Source organism: Microvirga massiliensis (assembly GCF_001006805.1).
Classification (GTDB): Bacteria; Pseudomonadota; Alphaproteobacteria; order Rhizobiales; family Beijerinckiaceae; genus Microvirga; species Microvirga massiliensis.
The window spans coordinates 526,281-542,091 of record NZ_LN811352.1 but is presented as its reverse complement, the minus strand read 5'-3'; the positions used below and the strand labels follow the sequence as shown (position 1 = coordinate 542,091).

The window sequence follows — 15,811 nt, the reverse complement described above, 5'->3', positions numbered from 1 at the left end:
CCCCCCGAGGGAGATGTCGGATGCGAAGCGTCCGGGTGAGGGGGAAACACTGGGCTCTCCGAAGTTGCACCTACTCTTGCATGATGCAGGCTTACGTACTCGCGGATTGCAGCTGATTTCGTATACATTTCGACTGCTCAAATTCCAGCGTACCATTCATAGCCTCGATCCTCCCAGAACCCCCCGCGTCCGCGGCCGATTTCGGCGAGACTCTCGACCGCCTCGATCCGCATGACGTATTTCGCCATCTTGTAGCCGAGCTGGCGCTCCACCCGCACGCGCAGCGGCGCGCCGTGCGGGATGGGCAGAGGGCGATCGTTCATTTCGTATGCCAGGATCGTCTGCGGATGATAGGCATCATCGAGCCCGATGCTCTCGTAATATTGTCCGGTGCCGTCCATCGTCGGCTCGAGCGCGTCCGCGCAGCGGAACACGACGTATCGGGCCTTGGGCTGCATGCCGACGTTCTCCAGCACGTATCTCAGTGGGACACCCTTCCACTTTCCGATGCAGCTCCAACCCTCTACGCAATCGTGACGCGTGATCTGCGTCCGCGATGGCATCGAACGAAGCTCATCGAGAGAGAATTGCCGAGGCCGTTCGACCAGACCGTCGACCTGCAATCGCCAACCGGCGAAACCATTCTCGGCGAGGATCTGATAATCGAAGTCGTCGACCGAAGTTGACCCATTCGCCCTGAATATCGGTGAGAGATCCGCCTCCGTGTATTCGCGGGCGAGGGCGTCCGAGCCGAGAGCCAGTCTCTGGGCCTTGTGCGTCACGGCTTCCGCGCTATCCAGGACCCGGCGGAACCAAGGCAGCTCGGGCAGGCGGTCGCATCCGCCGAGCGCCAGTGTCCCGGCTAAAGCGATGCTTCGCTTCAGAAAACTCCGTCGATCAGGAACGGGGCGCAAGACGACCTCCCGGAAGGACATAAGCCCCGGTGACCATGGAACGCAGGTTGTTCCAGGCTCCGGAGAACAGGACCATGGCGATGTGGACGATCACGAACAGCACGAGGCCGGTTGCGGCCACGAAGTGGATGGTGCGCGCGGATTGCCGCCCACCGAACAAGGTCAGGAGCTCGGGGAAAGCGGCATTGATCCCGGGTGACATCGTCAGGCCGCTGAGGACCATGAGAGGGAGCAGCACGAGGGCCACGAACAGGTAGGCCAGCTTTTGAAGCACGTTGTAGTGCCGCGCCTCATCGCCGGCCGGAAAACGCAGGAGCAGATGCTCGCGGATCGAGCGCCCGATCTGCCTGATCTGTTCGCCGGTCGGCAGGAGGTCACGACGCAGGTGGCCGCTCAGAAGACTGTGCAGCAGGTAGACGGCGCCGTTTGCGACAAGTAGCCAGGCGAAGAAGAAATGCCAGCGGCGGCCGGTCGCCAGATCCTGGTAACTCGGCAGGGTCAGCCAGGACGGAAAGCCGCGCGCGCGGATCGCGCCGTCGTATCCCGTCGAAGCTCCAAGAATGCCAGTGGTATCGAAGGAATGGCCGAGGATGGTTGTAACTCCGACGATCCCCCGCGCGCCGTCCTCGGCTGCTGTCAGCGCCAGCACCGGATCGTCGAAGGTCGAAGCCTGTCCCCAGTAGAGCGCCGGATGGGCGTTGAAGATCTGGAGGCCGCTCAACAGGAGGATCAACAGACAGAGCGTATTGATCCAATGGGTCACCCGAACGATAATCGAGTGCCGGCGAATGGCGACTGCAGCTTGTCCGATCATGGATATTTCCTGTCGCGCTGCACGACGATACACCCGGGACGGTGCTGCAGACGGGCCCATTCCAACACAACTGCGTGAGCGCCGGCCTGGACGGGGAACAGGAGGGCAGGGCTCTTTCTCCGCCGGGACGGATGCAAGGGGGCTATTTGACACTGTCCGCCATGCGCCGATCCAGGCCTTACCTCGTCACTCGGAAACGACGGCGTCGAGGCGCATTTCTGGATGGATGCCGCAGATCAATCGGAACTGGCCGGTCTCCGGGAATGTAACAACGACCCGACCGCCCGGTGCCTGGGCGTCGGACGAGAAACTAAGCCGGGGGTCGTCAATGCGCACGTTGTGCGTTCGCGTGTCGTCGTTCACGATCGTGAGTGCCTCGCCCTTCTTCAAGGCAACGGCGCCCGGCGTGAAGCGGCGGTCCCTCTGACCGACCGTGCCTGCCGACACGGGAGGTCGATCCATCGCTGAGCCTGCCATCTGCACGCGTGAGGGCAGTCCGAGCGGGCGGGGAGGATCCTCGCTCGATAGGCTGGCCAGAAAGGCAACTAGCTGGTCTCGCTCGTTCTCGGTGAGGTTGAGCGCAGGCTTCAGGTCGCCGGAAAGTGTCGGTCGCCTCTGAACACGACCCACATAATGCGCGACCACATCCTCCAGACTGTTCAGCGAGCCGTCATGCAGGTACGGCGCGGTCCAGACTCTCTCGCGCAAGGATGGTGTCTTGAACGCATGGTCTGCTGCCGGCAGATCGAGCACGCTTCCGCGTCCCCGGTCCGGCCCGGCGGTCGCCAATCCAATATCGTGGAACGCCTCGTCGGTGAACCGCCAGCCGGTGTGGCAAGCGGCACATCCTGCCTTTCCGACGAACAGCATCAAGCCGGCACGCTCGTCTGAGCTCAACGCGGTATCATCACCTTCGACCCAGCGGTCGAAACGAGTCCCCGGCGAAACGAGGGTGCGCTCGTATGCAGCCACCGCCTTCGCGATGTTGGCGGGCGTGACGGCTGGATCGTCACGAAAGGCCGTCGCGAACTTCGCACGCATGCCGGCGTCGCGCGCGAGTTCGGTTGCCGTCTCGGTGATATTACCACCCATCTCGTGGCGATTCTCGACGGGAAAGCGGACTTGGTCTTCGAGCGAGGTGGCACGCCCATCCCAGAAGAAGGTGAGGCCCCATGCGAGATTCCACAGCGGCGGCGTACGCCGTGCGAGCGGCTCGCCTGCGAGCCCGATGCGGCGCGGCACGCCATCGGAGAACGAAAGCTCCGGCTGATGACAGGACGAACAGGCGACGCCGTTCGAACCGGAGAGCCGAACATCGTCGAAGAGCTGGCGGCCAAGCGCCACCTTCTCGGGCGTGGTCGGATTATCCTGCGGCGCCGGGATCTCCCGAGGCCGTGCAAACACGTTGCGCCAGTGCGCGGCATCGAAGACGGACCCAGGCGTTGGTGCCGCCGTGTTCTCGCCGGGATCAGCCCGTGCAAGGCCGAGACCGGCCGCTGAGGCGGCGACCGCAGCGGCCGCGATACGCGCGCACCACGGTTTCGAGGAAAGGCGCCTGCGGGGATCTGTCATCATCAGCGGAAGCGAGAGAGCTGCAACTCGATCTTCGAGACATCGGCCAGAACAGCTCCGAGATCCTTGACCGGGGAAGCTGGCGGCTGAAGTGCCGGCCACGCAGCCTTCAGATCGTTCAAGGCTACGCGTATAGCCTGCACGGCGTCCGCGTCCTTCCTGGCGAGCTCATCCGCGATGCTCTCGAACAGGTGATCGGCCTCCATTACGAAGCCGCGCGAGTCCTGATACTCGACGACGTTGCTGATCGTGCCACCCTCGATCGCCTCCTCGTATTCGTCGGCTGCCGTTTGGAGCACCTCCACTATGCTCTCCAGGGCGAATGCGGACCAATTGCTTTCTTGTGCCTGCACCGCCTTCTCTACCGCGCCGAGGCGCTCGTCCACGCTCGCGCGAGCCCGGGCATAGGCCTCCTTGTTCTTCGCCTTCACGGTCTGGGCTAGCGACTTCAGAGCAGTCAAAAAGGGCGGAGTGTCGAGGGATTTCAGCTGTCTGGCGATCCCCCCATAAATCTCCTCCTGGGGATGCAGGAAATGGGGCAATGCCTCGGCCCATTGACCAGACTCGACGAGCTCGTTCCCGACCCGCAGGTGACCTCGAATGAGTTCCACATCGCGATAGAGGCGCAGGATTGGGGGTAACCTCGCGGATGTGCCGCCTTCGCCGGCCTCCCCGCTCTCGCCTTCGCTACCAGCTGCGGCTGCACGAACGGCCTCTCCGGCCTCGCCGCCGGGACGTGCCTTCGAGCTGTGCCCCTTTTCGCCGCCATGGGCTTGTGAGGCGTGCCCACCGCCTTCACCTCCGTGGCTCTTGGTCTGCGCAATCTGGATGGGCCTCTCCCCGGCGCCCGGACCCGGTGCGGCGGTCGTGAGAGCGGCGGGCGAGGTGGCCAGGACGACGGAGCTCAGCCCCACCCACATCTTGTGTCGCTTCATGAACATCTCCTTCGACGGCCCAAGATCACCGTGGCAGTCTAGAAATGTTGTAAACTACTTTGTTTTACAGTCACTTAGCTACATGCTACCCGGCCGATCGGCAACCCCGGAGGCCCGCTTTGCTGATCACCATCGCCCATGTTCTCGGTACCGAGGAGCTGAAGGAAATCCGCACGACTCTCGCCGGCATGCGCTTCGAGGACGGCCGCCATACGGCTGGCTGGAGCGCGAGGCTCGTCAAGGATAACGAGCAGGCTCGTCCGGGCCCGAGCCTGTGCCTTCTCCAGGAGCGCGTCGCCCAGGCAATCCGATCGCATGAGGTCTTCGAGCTTGCGGTTCGGCCGCGGGCGCTCACACCGCTTCTGTTCAGCCGCTATGACGTCGGACAGCAATACGGGAGTCATGTCGACAACCCGCTGATGGAGGGGGTGCGCACGGATGTCTCGTTCACACTGTTCCTGGCCGACCCCGAGAGCTACGACGGCGGTGAACTCGTAATCGAGACGAGTGCGGGCGAGGACGAGGTAAAACTCCCGGCCGGGTGCCTGGTCGCGTATCCGTCGACGACTTTGCACCGCGTTGCCCCGGTCACGCGCGGCGAGCGGCTAGTGGCCGTTGGTTGGGCGCAAAGCTACGTGCGAGATCCGGGGCGGCGGGAGATCCTGTTCGACCTCGAGACTGCAAAACGCCGCCTCTTCGACGCGCAAGGAAAGACGGCGGAATTCGACCTGATCGCGAAGAGCGCCGCGAATCTGCTCCGCATGTGGGCAGAATAGAAGGTTTCGGAACACTGAGTGGAAGATCCGATCTCGTGATCCGCTCCGCCAACTCGTGCTATACCTTGTGCCGATCCGAGGAGCACGTCCATGCCGATCCGATCACTCGACGAGACGTCGATTCGGGCACTTGCGACCCGTGAGAGCTTCGAGCGCGGCCGCGACTACTGGCGGCGTGGCGCCGTCTCGACGCTTGTGAGGCGCGGCGACGAATTGACCGGAGAGGTAGAAGGAAGCGAGATCGAGCCCTATCACGTCACGATACGGCTCTATGAGGGCGGCGTCACGAATGCGCGCTGTACCTGCCTTTATGATTGGGGTGGCTACTGCAAGCACATCGTGGCGGCACTCCTGAAATTCGCCAAGGACCCGGACGCCGTGATGGAGCGACCGTCTCTGCGCGAGCTCCTGAATTCCCTCGATCATGGCCGTCTCGTCGACCTGATCATCAGGCGCCTCAACAGCGATCCTAAACTCGGCGGATGGATCGAGGCCGAACTCGCGACGCAGCCTCACCCCGGCCGCCGGACTCCAATCGATCCCGAGCCGGTCGCCGCTCAGGCCCGCACCGTGCTGGCCGGACGGTACCGCCAGCGGCACTATTGGGACGATTACCGGTCGTCCGGTGATATCGAGGAGCTGCATGCACTCGTCGACAAGGCGGTTCCGTTCCTCGAAACCGGGGACGGTCGCAATGCTCTTCGTATTCTCGAGACGATCGCTGACACCTTCGTGGTCGAATGGATTGAATTTGCGAGCGGTTCGGACGAGCACATGTACGAGCTGTTCGTGGATCTCGGCCGGATGATGGCCGAGGCGGTGCTGATGAGCGATCTCAAGGCCGCTGAACGTGATGCCCTCGTCGATACGGTCTCGGGCTGGCAGGATCAGCTCTCCGATTATGGCGCGGAGGAGGGCTTCGGCCTGACGCTCCGTGCGCTCGAAACAGGATGGAATGAGCCGGCGCTCCAGGCCGTCCTTGCAGGCGAGGCCAAGACTTGGCCGCCCGCGGACTACGACGATGATTGGGAAGAGCGCGAGCTGACCGCCGTACGACTCAGGGTTCTCGACGCGGCCAACCGAACGGATGCCTATCTGAACCTTGCCCGCGCGGCGGGTGCCCATCCGAGCGTGGCGATCATGCTGGCGAAGCTCGACCGCATGTCCGAGGCCCTGGCCTACGCCCGCGAAACGTTCACGCTGCCAGACGAATCGCTGCAACTCGCCAAGGTGCTGCGCGATGGCGGGCGACATGAAGAGGCGCTCGCTATCGCCGAGTCAGGCCTCAGCCTGGGACGGAGCAAGCGTGGTGACAATAACGAAGCAGACGACGAGGGCTTTGAGCTTGCCGACACGTGGGTGGGAGGCTGGCGTCCGGGGCGTTCTGTGGTGCCATTGGCCCAATGGCTGCGCGACTATGCCGGACCGATGGGCCGCAGGGACCTTGCGTTGAAAGCAGCCCGGACTGCATTCGAGCATACGCTCTCTCTCGAGGATTACCGCGCCGTCGAAGTGTGGGCCGGCGAGAACTGGAAGAGTGTTCGCAGGGAACTGCTCGATCTTCTGAAGGCCGCACGGCAGGCCAGGGACCGTGCAGAAATCCTCCTGGATGAGGGTCTGATCGATGATGCCGTGCGCTCCGTCGGTGAGGGGGAAAGCTACGAAACGAGTGACGACGTTCTCATGCGGCTGATGGATGCCGCACATGCGAGTCACCCTGATTGGGTGATCCGCGTCGCCGAGCGCAAGGCTGCTCGCATCATGGATGCGGGGTCCGCGGGCGTGTACGATCTTGCCGCCAAGTGGCTCGAGCGGGCGGCTCAAGCCTATGACGCCGCCGGCCGGATCGACGAATGGTCCGCCAGGATCGAAGGCCTCATCGAGCAGCACCGCCGCAAATACAAGCTGCGTCCGCTCCTCGAGGCGTTGAGATACGATCGATAGCCGGTTATGCTGTGCGATAATTCGAAAAGCGCAGTGTTTTCTCCCTCACCCGGACGCTTCGTGTCCGGCCTCACACGCCGCGCAAAAGGCGACGTGCCGGCCGCGCCGTTCCCACCTGCCCCCTTGTGAGAGAGGTCGCCCCAATTTAGCAGAACGAACCCAAATGTGGTGTGTCTGCAGTGACATACCTTCACTTCGCCCCTGGTGGGAGAGGTCGCCCCGAAGGAGCGAGTGAGGGGGGCCGGCGCCACGTCTGCAAGAACAGCACCGTACTGCGCTCGGCAGCGAAGGTGCGGTTTACGAATTCAGTCCCGCACCCACTCGATCTAATCGCCTCCCGTGCGTCCGAACCAGATGCTCACCAGAGCTGCCAGGGCGACGAGCGTCAGAAAGCCATTGGCGATGATCAGGAGCGGTGGCGGAATGCGGCGGGTGTCCGGCTTGGGCGGAGGTGCTCCCGGGAACATCTCGCGCCAGACTGCAACAATGAAGCAGAATGCGCTGAATAGAACGAGCAGCGATCCGGTCACGATGGTCATCCACTCGGGAATGACACCTTCGAGGAGCTTCTTCGCTCCTATGCCGCTTGCGAGAGAGGCGAGCCCTGTGCGGACCCAGGCGGCATAGGTTCGTTCGGCCGCGAGCACGGTGCGGTTGGCCGCGAGTTCCGTTCTGCGGTCGGCCGAGTCCTTCAACTGTTCGGCCGATGCGCTCACGTTCTTGGACGAGTGTTGCAGCGTCCGGGCGGACTGCTCCAGCGCTCCGATTTTTCCGCGTTCGTCGTCGGGAGGCGTCATCCAGTATGCTTCCGATTACTGTTGCGGCGATCTACAGACCGATAATCCAGCAGTCGGCCAAAGGTTCTCGAGTTCCCGATCCGTCGGGGGATCCAGAGATCTCGCGTCCTGTGCCATTCCTCGATCGACTGCTCCGGGTATTCGTCGAAGCACTGGTCATGAGGGCCGATGACCGGCTCGGCCCAGCCTGCGCGGGACCCCAGCATCATGTGGACCCGCGTGGGCGGGATCGGGAGTTCGCTGTCGATGGCCGAGGCGAACGGATGCACGAGATCGGGCCAGCGCGGATCGAACAGCCATAACGCAGCAGCGCAATGCCGGCAGAAGTGGCGCTGTCCCTCGCTCGTCGCGCAGTGCCCTTGATCGTCTGCTATTTCGGCGCGGTAGATGCTGAGCGCTTCACGACCTTCGACGGCAAGAGTGTTCGCCACCGCACCGAGGTTGATCGCGAATCCACCTCCTCCTGCCGTCTTGCGGCAGATCGAGCAGTAGCAAAGCTGGTAAGGATAGGGCGTGTGACTCTCGACTTGGAAGCGAATGGCGCTGCATCGGCAGGAGCCCGAGAGAGTCATCGTCATCTGCATTCCCTCCGCGAATCGTGAGCTTCTTTCGACGCCGGCGCGGAAATAGTCGAGGTGAAGTCGAGAATCAGGTACTGCTCCGCGTAGCGCGTGTGGGTTGCAAAAGCGCCAGCATCACCACGAAGGCGACGATCAGAGCGCTCAGCGCGACGAGCCCGGTTCCGATACCACCTGCGAGCCATGCAGGGGCGGTCGGTTCAGGTGGGGCAGGGGCTCTTCCGGTCGGTAGCATCGGCTCTATCACCTGCGTCTCAGGGACGGTTGCAGGAGGCTCAGGAGTTGGAAAATACTTGTCGGGCAACCTGTAGGGAACATCGACAATGGCCGGCACCATGCCTCCCCAACGCGGGGGCTCGATCGAAAGTTCGAGGCTCCAGGGTTGTGCAATCTCGAAGCCGCTCGCCGCCGGGATCGTGAACAACCGCGGCTGGCCGCACTGACAACACCCGGCGCTCGCACCACATCCGCTCGGCCAAAGCCTGCGCCTCATCCATGGCGCGGTTCGGGCGAGCGTCACCAGCGCGACCGCAACCGTGCCGGTGATTGTAGCCACGGGGTCGGCAGGTCGCCGTGCGGCCCTGCCATGTCCCGAGCGGCTTCGACGAGCCCTGCCAACTCCTCGACGGATTCGCCGCGATAGCGCATGAGCATCAGGAAGGCCCCGCGTCGCTTGGATTCAACTTCGCCGGCTAGGATGAGGCGCATCGCATCCCGTGTCTCCTCCCGGGTCAGGCACCGGGAAAGCCCTGGCCCACGGGCAAGGATCCGCACATCGGCTGCGAACGGATGAGCATGCGCTCGGCCGGCATTGGAGGCATCAGGATTTCCATGTCGCGGCTCCTTGGGAAAGCTCGGCCTCGAACCTGAGGCGTCGGTCGAGTTTGGGGATGCATTTCGCGGCAATTTTGTCGCATCAGCGTCCAGCGGAGTTACATACCGGAGTCAACGCTCGTCACAAGGAGCACCTCATCACCTTTGCTTCTCGTTGTCAGCCCGGCTTTGTCGCAGGAGCATATCTCCTCGAACGGTGCACTGGATTCCCGCTGCCGAGATCCGGGCACCCTTGATGGATACGATAATTGCAGGCCGGGACGTGCTCCCACGCAGCGGTACGCAGCACGCTGCAGTGCAAGCGAGCGAGTGCCTTACCGAACAGCGTCACTTGTGACGGACCTGCGCTAACCAATCATTAACTATACAGGGGCAGCCTTGCTCTGCCGGCGTAAGATTCTCGCCGACTCGTCTGGAGGAGATGACAGCTCATGACGCAGTCGACCCTTGCTGAAGTCGCAGATGAAATGCTTGACCAGATCGAGCCTTTTCTCGGCGCAATCGAGGAAGGAGGAGGTGATGCCGATCTGCACCGTCTTCGGCTGCAACTCGTCGCCTTGACGTCTCAGATAGAACGGGATCCCGGCATCGAAACGGCCATGACGGACCTGTATTCGGCAGCCGCAGCTCTCGTCGACGACAGAGGTGTCGGATCACAGCCCATGGCACGAAAGCTGCGGTTGCTGCGAGATGCACGCCGGCGGTTCCGGGACAGGCTCACAGTGGCCAGGCGGTGCGAGGAAGGTCGCAGGAGCATCTGGCAATACAGGGACCTGCCGTTCGCCGCCTGAGCAAGGTGAGCAGTCCGGGACTTCTGCTGCGACGCTGTTGCGAGGCCCGATTGTCATCGGATATCATCGCTCCGGGGTGACTTCGCCATTGTTGCCGCCTTTTCGCGCCATACGACATGGGCGAGACGCTGCGATAATGGAGGATGAGATGCTCTGGATCGCACCCGCCCTGGCCGTAATGCTTGCCGTGCTTGTGATCCCCTCGATGGCCGGCGCGCAGGCCTGGCGGGATTGCGTGCAAGGCTCTTACGGTCCCGGTGGCTGTGAATCGATCGGCCCCGGCGGAGGTCGGTCCTATGGACCCGGAGGAGGGTTCTCCTACGGGCCGGGTGGCGGCCTGTCGATTGGCCCGGGTGGCGGCCAGTCCTATGGACCCGGTGGTGGGCGCTCCTACGGCCCGGGCGGTGGACTGGCGATCGACCGACCTCCCTACCGCGGCCTCGACACGGAGGCCCTGCAGCACGGGATCATTCGGAATCACAGAGGCCGCATGTAGTCGCACGAATGAGCGCAGCGAAAGCGTTTCTCAGCGTCGCGGCCTCCTATGGTGCCCGCCTCAGGTCGGCTCGCGCTTGGACGCTCGGCTCGCTACCCTCATGTGCCGGCATATGTTTCTGGATGTGGATGGGCCGACGCTCCGGCTGGCCGGATGCACCCAGCATCGTGGTCGCGTCGCCGTGCTTCGGCCATGGCTTCAAGTTCGAGAGCCTGGTCGGTGAGATGCTGGCCGATCTGGTTACCCAGGGCATCTGCAAGCTCGACCCCTCGCCGTTCGACATCAACCGATTCCAGGGCGCTTCAGTCACTCCGTGGGCCCATCAGGCTGTTTTGGACGAACATTCGCGGGTTTGGAACTTCGGCCCGCTCCTGATCGGGCGGCGAAAAGGACAAGACCCCGGCCTGCACGTCGTGTATCAAAAATGAGACTGACGGCAGGGGTTTTCAGTTGGAATGGGTATCCAGTTTGAGGAGATCGGCCAGCGCCTGAGGGCGCACCGCCTGGGTAGGGGCCTCACGGCAGGCCAGATCGCAGAGACGATCGGCGTATCTCGGGCAGCGGTTTATCGCCTCGAGAAGGGGGAGCTCGTAAAGATCGAGACGCTCGAGAGGCTTTCGGAACTGCTTGACGTCTCTCTGCCATCCCTCCTCGGGGTAGGCGTCGAGTATTACAGCAACGCAGTTTCATTCTTCGAGCGCATGCGGCAGCTCGAGGAACAATCCTTTCATGTTCTCGGCAATTTCTCGCCGATTTCGTTTCTCCTCCTGTCGGAGGATTACATGGGGCATCTCAAGAGGATGCTTCTGGAAGCGGCACCGGAGGACCACGAGCAGAGAGGTGCGGCGATCGAGCACATCGAAGCCGTCCTGGGGATCCTGCGGGAACGCCGTGCCTCTGCCGCGCGCCGGAAGATCCCTGTCGTGAGCGTTGTCGGGGCAAGCGACATCGAGCGCTTTCTGCGCATCGGGTTGATCAGCCGTTTCGACCTGTCGCTACAGGAGGTGAAGGAGCGGCGGCGAGCCGCTCGCCAGGAGGTGGAGCGTCTGGCTGACCTTGTGGAGCGCCAGCCGATCGGGGTTCAGATCGGTGTGGTCGAGGAAGCCCCGCCGAGCCAGACCTTCCAGGTATTCGAGCGAGACCAGGGCACATCGGTCACCCTGAGCCCATACCGCCTGGGCGACCAGCCGAACATCTCGGCCGGAATCGCAATGGTCACGTCAGCGTCAGAGGCCGTGAGGCTTTTCAAGGAAACGATTTCGCGCCAATGGGAGCGTGCTCACAAGGGCCAGCATGCGGCGGATATTCTGAGATCCATTCTCGCTCGTACGCCGACCTAGCCACTTGGACAGTAGCGTTGACAACCAATAACCGTTTTGGAACAGTCTCAAAATTGAGACTTTCCGCCGCCGGAGTTCCAGTGCCATGACGTCCCGTCGAATATTCCTCAAGGTTGCTGGCGGCTTGGCCGCCGCGACCATGATCCCGGGCAGTCCTTTTGCCCAGGGAGCGGCCAAATACACTGCCAAGATCGGACATCTCGAAAGCCCGACGCAGCCCCGTCATAGAGGCCTCGAGAAGGTCGCGGCGATCGTTCGAGAGGGCACGAAAGGCGAGGTCGAGTTTCAGCTTTTTCCGAACTCGCAGCTCGGTCCCGCCCGCCAGATGATCGAGGGAACGCAGTTCGGCGCGATGGAATGCACCGTGATGCCGGCGGCGTTCCTCGGCGGCTTCAATCCCGTCGTGTCCGTCTTTGACATACCCTTCCTGCTTCCGGACAGCGCCGCAAAAGCGAACGAACTGCGCACCGGCGCCTTCGGGCAGGCCATTCTCGACTCCTTCAAGTCGCGGGGCCTCGTCGCGATCGCTCTCTGGCCGAACGGTCGCAAGAGCATCACGTCCAATAAGGATCTGACGTCGATCGAGAGCTTCCAGGGTCAGAAGTTCCGTGTGATGGACTCGAAGATCCTGATCGATCAGTTCAGCGCCGTGGGTGCGAGCGCGCTCGTCATTCCGTTCGGGGAACTCTATACCGCCCTTCAGACGGGCGTGATCGATGGCCAGGAAAATCCTCTCGACACGATCACGACGATGAAGTTCCACGAGGTGCAGAAGAACCTCGTCGTCTCGAACCACGGCGCCATGGAGGACGTGGTCCTCTTCAATCCTGCCTGGTGGAACGCTCTCCCGGAGGGGCATCGGAAGGTCATTACCGATGCGTTCATTCAGGTCCGCCCCGAAGTCGAAGCCATGAAGCAGGAGGCGATGAGCAAGGCTCTGGAGCAGATCAAGGCCGCCGGCAAAGTCGAGCTGCGCACCCTGACCGATGCCGAGCGCGAGGCTTGGCGTGAAAAAATGGGCCCGTCGGCAGAAGCCGCCTATCTGCAGCGTGCCGGCGCAGAGGGCAAGAAGGTTCTCGACCTGTACAAGTCCGAGCTCAAGCGCATCGGCGCGTAGGGCCGGACATGGTGGAGCGTGTCATCCTCGATGGGATGACACGCCCTCCGCTCCGATCGTTGCAGGGGGCCTGTGCCATGCTTGATATCGTGATGAGGATCATTCGGGCAGCCGAGCGGGCGCTGCTGGCCATCGTGATGCTGGTCATGTCGCTCTTGTTCTTCACCAATGTCGCCGTGCGGGAGATCAGCCCGAGCCACGCATCGGATCTGGCATGGATCGAGGAGGCGACCCTCTTTGCGCTCGCTTGGCTGGTGTTCATCGGTCTCGGGCTTGCGCTCGAGCGTCGGCGGCATATCGCAATGACCGCTATTCTCGACAAGCTGGGCGCCGGAGCGGCCCGATTCGTTCACGCGGCGATCAACGTGACGGGGCTCCTCGTCTGTGCCTTCTTGACGAAGATCAGCTTCGACCTTGCCGTCTTCATTTACAACAGCGGACAGATCAGCCCGACGCTGGATATTTCCATGCTCGCCCTCTATGCGCCGCTTCCGATCGGTTTTGCTCTTCTCGCGTTGCGGTATCTGCTCGAGCTCGTGGGTGCTCAGGATCGCTTTCAGGTCCGCGACGTCGTCTCCGAACATTAGTGCTGCGGCACCCAGGATCCGACCGGCGAAATTCCGGGTTCGGCTCGCGGCTCTCAATCGAACTGCTCATGTCGAGATCATCAACACCCCAATGCAAAGCTACTGAAGCGCCGGGCAATGTCCGGATTCTGGTCCCATTCGCATCCGGGTGGCGTCGGTGACCGTGCTTTTCCTTTGCCTTCTCGCCGCCGTTCTGCTGGTCTGCGGCTTCGAGATGTTCCTCGTCATGGGTGTGCCCAGCATCCTGGCCTGGCTCCTGTTCTACCCGACAATTCCGCCCATCGTCATTGCCCAGAAGCTGCTGAGCGGCGTGAACGTCTCGACGCTGCTCGCAATCCCGTTCTTCGTATTCGCTGCCGACATCATGGCGCGCGGCACGATCGCCAAGCGCCTCACGGATCTCGTGAAGACCAACCTGGGGCACCTGCGCGGCGGGATCGGCCATACGACGGTTGTGTCCTGCATGGCCTTCGGTTCGGTCTGCGGTTCTGCCCCCGCAACCGTCGCCGCCCTTGGCCGTCTCCTTCATCCGGAACTCGTGCGAGCCCGGTATTCGGAAAAATTCTCGCTTGGCCTGATCGCCTCGAGCGCCGAGTGCGCCCTCCTGATCCCGCCGAGCATCACTCTGATCATCTATGGCTGGCTCACCGGAACGTCGATTGCGGACCTGTTTGCAGCAGGGCTCGTGGTCGGGATCGTGCTCGGCATCGGATTCATGATCCTGGTGCAGGTGGTTACGGTGCGCAGTGGCGCCGGAGCTTCACCCAAGGCGAGCCGAAGCGAGCGTTTGCTGGCCCTGCGGGATGGCCTGGTTGCACTTGGCCTGCCGGTTGTCATTCTCGGCGGAATCTACAGCGGAGTGTTCACGGCAACCGAGGCTGCCGCCGTTGCCGTAGTCTACGCTCTCTTCGTCGAAGTCCTGATCTATCGCTCCTTCGGCCTGAGAGCCTTGATGGAGGTTGCCGAGAGCTCCGCAATCACGGTCGTCGTGATCTTCATTCTCCTCGCGATGGGATCGCTTCTGTCCTATTTCATCACGCTCGCGCAGGTACCCAGCTATTTCACACAGCTCTTTACCCAGTGGAACGTGAACTGGATCACGTTCCTCCTGCTTGTGAACGTGATCCTTCTGATCGCGGGCATGTTCATCGATCCGAACTCGATCCTGCTCGTTCTCGTCCCGACATTCTTTCCCGTCGCGATGTCGCTCGGTATCGACCCCGTGCATTTCGGCCTCGTCGTCTGCCTCAATATCTGCATCGGGATGATCACGCCGCCATTCGGGCTCGATCTGTTCGTGGCGTCGTCGACCCTCAAGCGGCCCGTCGAGGTGATCATCGGAGGCATCTGGCCGTTCATTGCGACCAATATCGCCGTCCTTCTTCTGATCACCTACGTGCCGCAGATTTCGACCGCCATCCTCGGCCTCATTCGCTGAGCCGGTTATCGCCATGGAAGCTCTTCTCGATACCTGCATCCAGGTCCCGTCCGCACTCGAGAGAAATGCGGACGACGTGGTGGCGCGGGTTCTCTCCCACGAATGGGTGAACAGCGAGTACAAGCACCTGATCCTCGACGCTCCGGATCCGGCTCCACGTTCCCTCGCAGGGCAGTTCTTCAACATCGAATGCCCTTCGACCGAGAGCGACAAGCCTTTCTTCCGTCGCCCGATGAGCACCTACAAGGCCGACCCGCAGAGCGGGACGGTCGAGTTTCTCTACAAGGTGACCGGGGCCGGGACCCGCGGTCTGGCGACTCTCGTGACCGGGCAGGACGTTCGCATTCTCGGTCCTCTCGGCATCGGCTTCAGGCTCGCGGAGGACTGGAGGAACATCGTGGTCCTGGGACGCGGCGTCGGTCTGGCCACACTCGCCCCGCTGGCGGAGACGGCAGCTTCGCGTGGCGTGACCGTGACGGCGGTCCTCAGCGCTCGTAACCCGGCCCGGGTGATGTCCGTCGAGCGGTTCAGGGATTCCGGCGCGCAGGTCGAGGTCGTCCTCGACAGCGACGGAACGAGCGCGCCAGCCAACGTCGAGGCGATGCTGCGCAGGCTTGCCGAAGACGGCCGAGCGGATGCATTTTTCACCTGTGGCTCCAATCGGCTTATGCTGCTCATGCAGCGGCTCGGACGGGAGCTCGGTATTCCCGGGCAGGTCGCCATGGAGCAGCAGATGGCCTGTGGCCTCGGCATGTGCTTCTGCTGCGTGCGCACCTTCAAATCCGGGAATGCCACCGTGAGCCGGAGGGTTTGCTGGGAGGGCCCCGTTTTCGATCTCCAGGAGCCTCTGTCATGGTAGGTGCGGGCGGCACGACCGG

17 protein-coding genes and 1 pseudogene are annotated in these 15,811 nt (G+C 62.7%); 10 read left to right on the top strand and 8 right to left on the bottom strand.

Features of this window, described 5'->3' with window-relative positions:
* Positions 1-137: 137 nt before the first annotated feature.
* The 4 genes from BN1233_RS11485 to BN1233_RS11465 all read right to left on the bottom strand — a co-directional run bounded on the left by BN1233_RS11485 (position 138) and on the right by BN1233_RS11465 (position 4,235).
* Positions 138-935, bottom strand: coding sequence for a molybdopterin-binding protein (locus BN1233_RS11485; RefSeq protein WP_046863648.1), 798 nt, complete (start codon positions 933-935; stop codon positions 138-140).
* Positions 898-1,728, bottom strand: a complete 831-nt coding sequence (locus BN1233_RS11480) for a cytochrome b/b6 domain-containing protein (protein ID WP_046863647.1) — start codon at positions 1,726-1,728, stop codon at positions 898-900. The genes BN1233_RS11485 and BN1233_RS11480 overlap by 38 nt, the downstream gene beginning before the upstream one ends.
* A 186-nt stretch (positions 1,729-1,914) precedes the next feature.
* Positions 1,915-3,303 carry a cytochrome c peroxidase gene (locus tag BN1233_RS42790; protein WP_052763760.1) on the bottom strand — a complete coding sequence of 463 codons (1,389 nt, stop codon included), beginning with the start codon at positions 3,301-3,303 and terminating at the stop codon, positions 1,915-1,917.
* Positions 3,303-4,235: a hypothetical protein gene (locus BN1233_RS11465; protein ID WP_046863646.1), complete on the bottom strand. Its 933-nt coding sequence runs from the start codon at positions 4,233-4,235 to the stop codon at positions 3,303-3,305. Before BN1233_RS11465 ends, BN1233_RS42790 begins: the two co-directional genes overlap by 1 nt.
* 119 nt (positions 4,236-4,354) lie before the next feature.
* Here BN1233_RS11465 and BN1233_RS11460 point away from each other — a divergent pair, with 119 nt between their 5' ends.
* Together BN1233_RS11460 and BN1233_RS11455 are read left to right on the top strand one after the other, a co-directional pair.
* A complete protein-coding gene (locus tag BN1233_RS11460; protein ID WP_046863645.1) occupies positions 4,355-5,011 on the top strand; it encodes a Fe2+-dependent dioxygenase in 657 nt (218 codons plus the stop codon).
* 90 nt (positions 5,012-5,101) lie between these two features.
* Positions 5,102-6,955 (top strand): SWIM zinc finger family protein, encoded by a 1,854-nt coding sequence (locus BN1233_RS11455; protein WP_046863644.1) that lies wholly within the window; start codon positions 5,102-5,104, stop codon positions 6,953-6,955.
* Positions 6,956-7,281: 326 nt separating this feature from the next.
* Here the strand turns inward: BN1233_RS11455 and BN1233_RS11450 are convergent, their stop codons facing one another.
* The 4 genes and pseudogenes from BN1233_RS11450 to BN1233_RS49110 all read right to left on the bottom strand — a co-directional run bounded on the left by BN1233_RS11450 (position 7,282) and on the right by BN1233_RS49110 (position 9,104).
* Complete coding sequence (locus BN1233_RS11450) at positions 7,282-7,752, bottom strand: YidH family protein (RefSeq protein ID WP_147707160.1); 471 nt, start codon at positions 7,750-7,752, stop codon at positions 7,282-7,284.
* A gap of 89 nt (positions 7,753-7,841) precedes the next feature.
* Positions 7,842-8,330: pseudogene (locus tag BN1233_RS11445) on the bottom strand (GFA family protein); the annotation flags it as partial.
* Positions 8,331-8,400: 70 nt separating this feature from the next.
* The gene (locus BN1233_RS46815; RefSeq protein ID WP_048707791.1) at positions 8,401-8,754 is read right to left on the bottom strand and encodes a hypothetical protein; all 354 of its coding nucleotides are present in this window, start codon (positions 8,752-8,754) and stop codon (positions 8,401-8,403) included.
* Positions 8,755-8,846: 92 nt separating this feature from the next.
* Positions 8,847-9,104 carry a hypothetical protein gene (locus BN1233_RS49110; protein ID WP_280139390.1) on the bottom strand — a complete coding sequence of 86 codons (258 nt, stop codon included), beginning with the start codon at positions 9,102-9,104 and terminating at the stop codon, positions 8,847-8,849.
* Between the two features lie 491 nt (positions 9,105-9,595).
* Between BN1233_RS49110 and BN1233_RS11435 the strand changes: the two genes are divergently transcribed.
* The 8 genes from BN1233_RS11435 to BN1233_RS11400 all read left to right on the top strand — a co-directional run bounded on the left by BN1233_RS11435 (position 9,596) and on the right by BN1233_RS11400 (position 15,792).
* A complete protein-coding gene (locus BN1233_RS11435) occupies positions 9,596-9,955 on the top strand; it encodes a hypothetical protein (protein ID WP_048707788.1) in 360 nt (119 codons plus the stop codon).
* 148 nt (positions 9,956-10,103) lie between these two features.
* On the top strand, positions 10,104-10,451 hold the full coding sequence (locus BN1233_RS42785) for a hypothetical protein (protein WP_147707156.1): 348 nt from the start codon (positions 10,104-10,106) through the stop codon (positions 10,449-10,451).
* Between the two features lie 128 nt (positions 10,452-10,579).
* Entirely contained in the window at positions 10,580-10,879 is a 300-nt protein-coding gene (locus tag BN1233_RS11425; protein ID WP_046863642.1) for a hypothetical protein, read from the top strand.
* A gap of 27 nt (positions 10,880-10,906) precedes the next feature.
* The gene (locus tag BN1233_RS11420; RefSeq protein WP_046863641.1) at positions 10,907-11,791 is read left to right on the top strand and encodes a helix-turn-helix domain-containing protein; all 885 of its coding nucleotides are present in this window, start codon (positions 10,907-10,909) and stop codon (positions 11,789-11,791) included.
* 85 nt (positions 11,792-11,876) lie between these two features.
* Positions 11,877-12,908 carry a TRAP transporter substrate-binding protein gene (locus BN1233_RS11415; protein ID WP_052763758.1) on the top strand — a complete coding sequence of 344 codons (1,032 nt, stop codon included), beginning with the start codon at positions 11,877-11,879 and terminating at the stop codon, positions 12,906-12,908.
* A 77-nt stretch (positions 12,909-12,985) separates the two neighbouring features.
* On the top strand, positions 12,986-13,495 hold the full coding sequence (locus BN1233_RS11410; protein WP_046863937.1) for a TRAP transporter small permease: 510 nt from the start codon (positions 12,986-12,988) through the stop codon (positions 13,493-13,495).
* A 157-nt stretch (positions 13,496-13,652) separates the two neighbouring features.
* Positions 13,653-14,933 (top strand): TRAP transporter large permease, encoded by a 1,281-nt coding sequence (locus BN1233_RS11405; protein WP_244470677.1) that lies wholly within the window; start codon positions 13,653-13,655, stop codon positions 14,931-14,933.
* A gap of 13 nt (positions 14,934-14,946) precedes the next feature.
* Positions 14,947-15,792: a dihydroorotate dehydrogenase electron transfer subunit gene (locus tag BN1233_RS11400; protein ID WP_046863640.1), complete on the top strand. Its 846-nt coding sequence runs from the start codon at positions 14,947-14,949 to the stop codon at positions 15,790-15,792.
* The last annotated feature ends 19 nt before the right edge of the window (positions 15,793-15,811 follow it).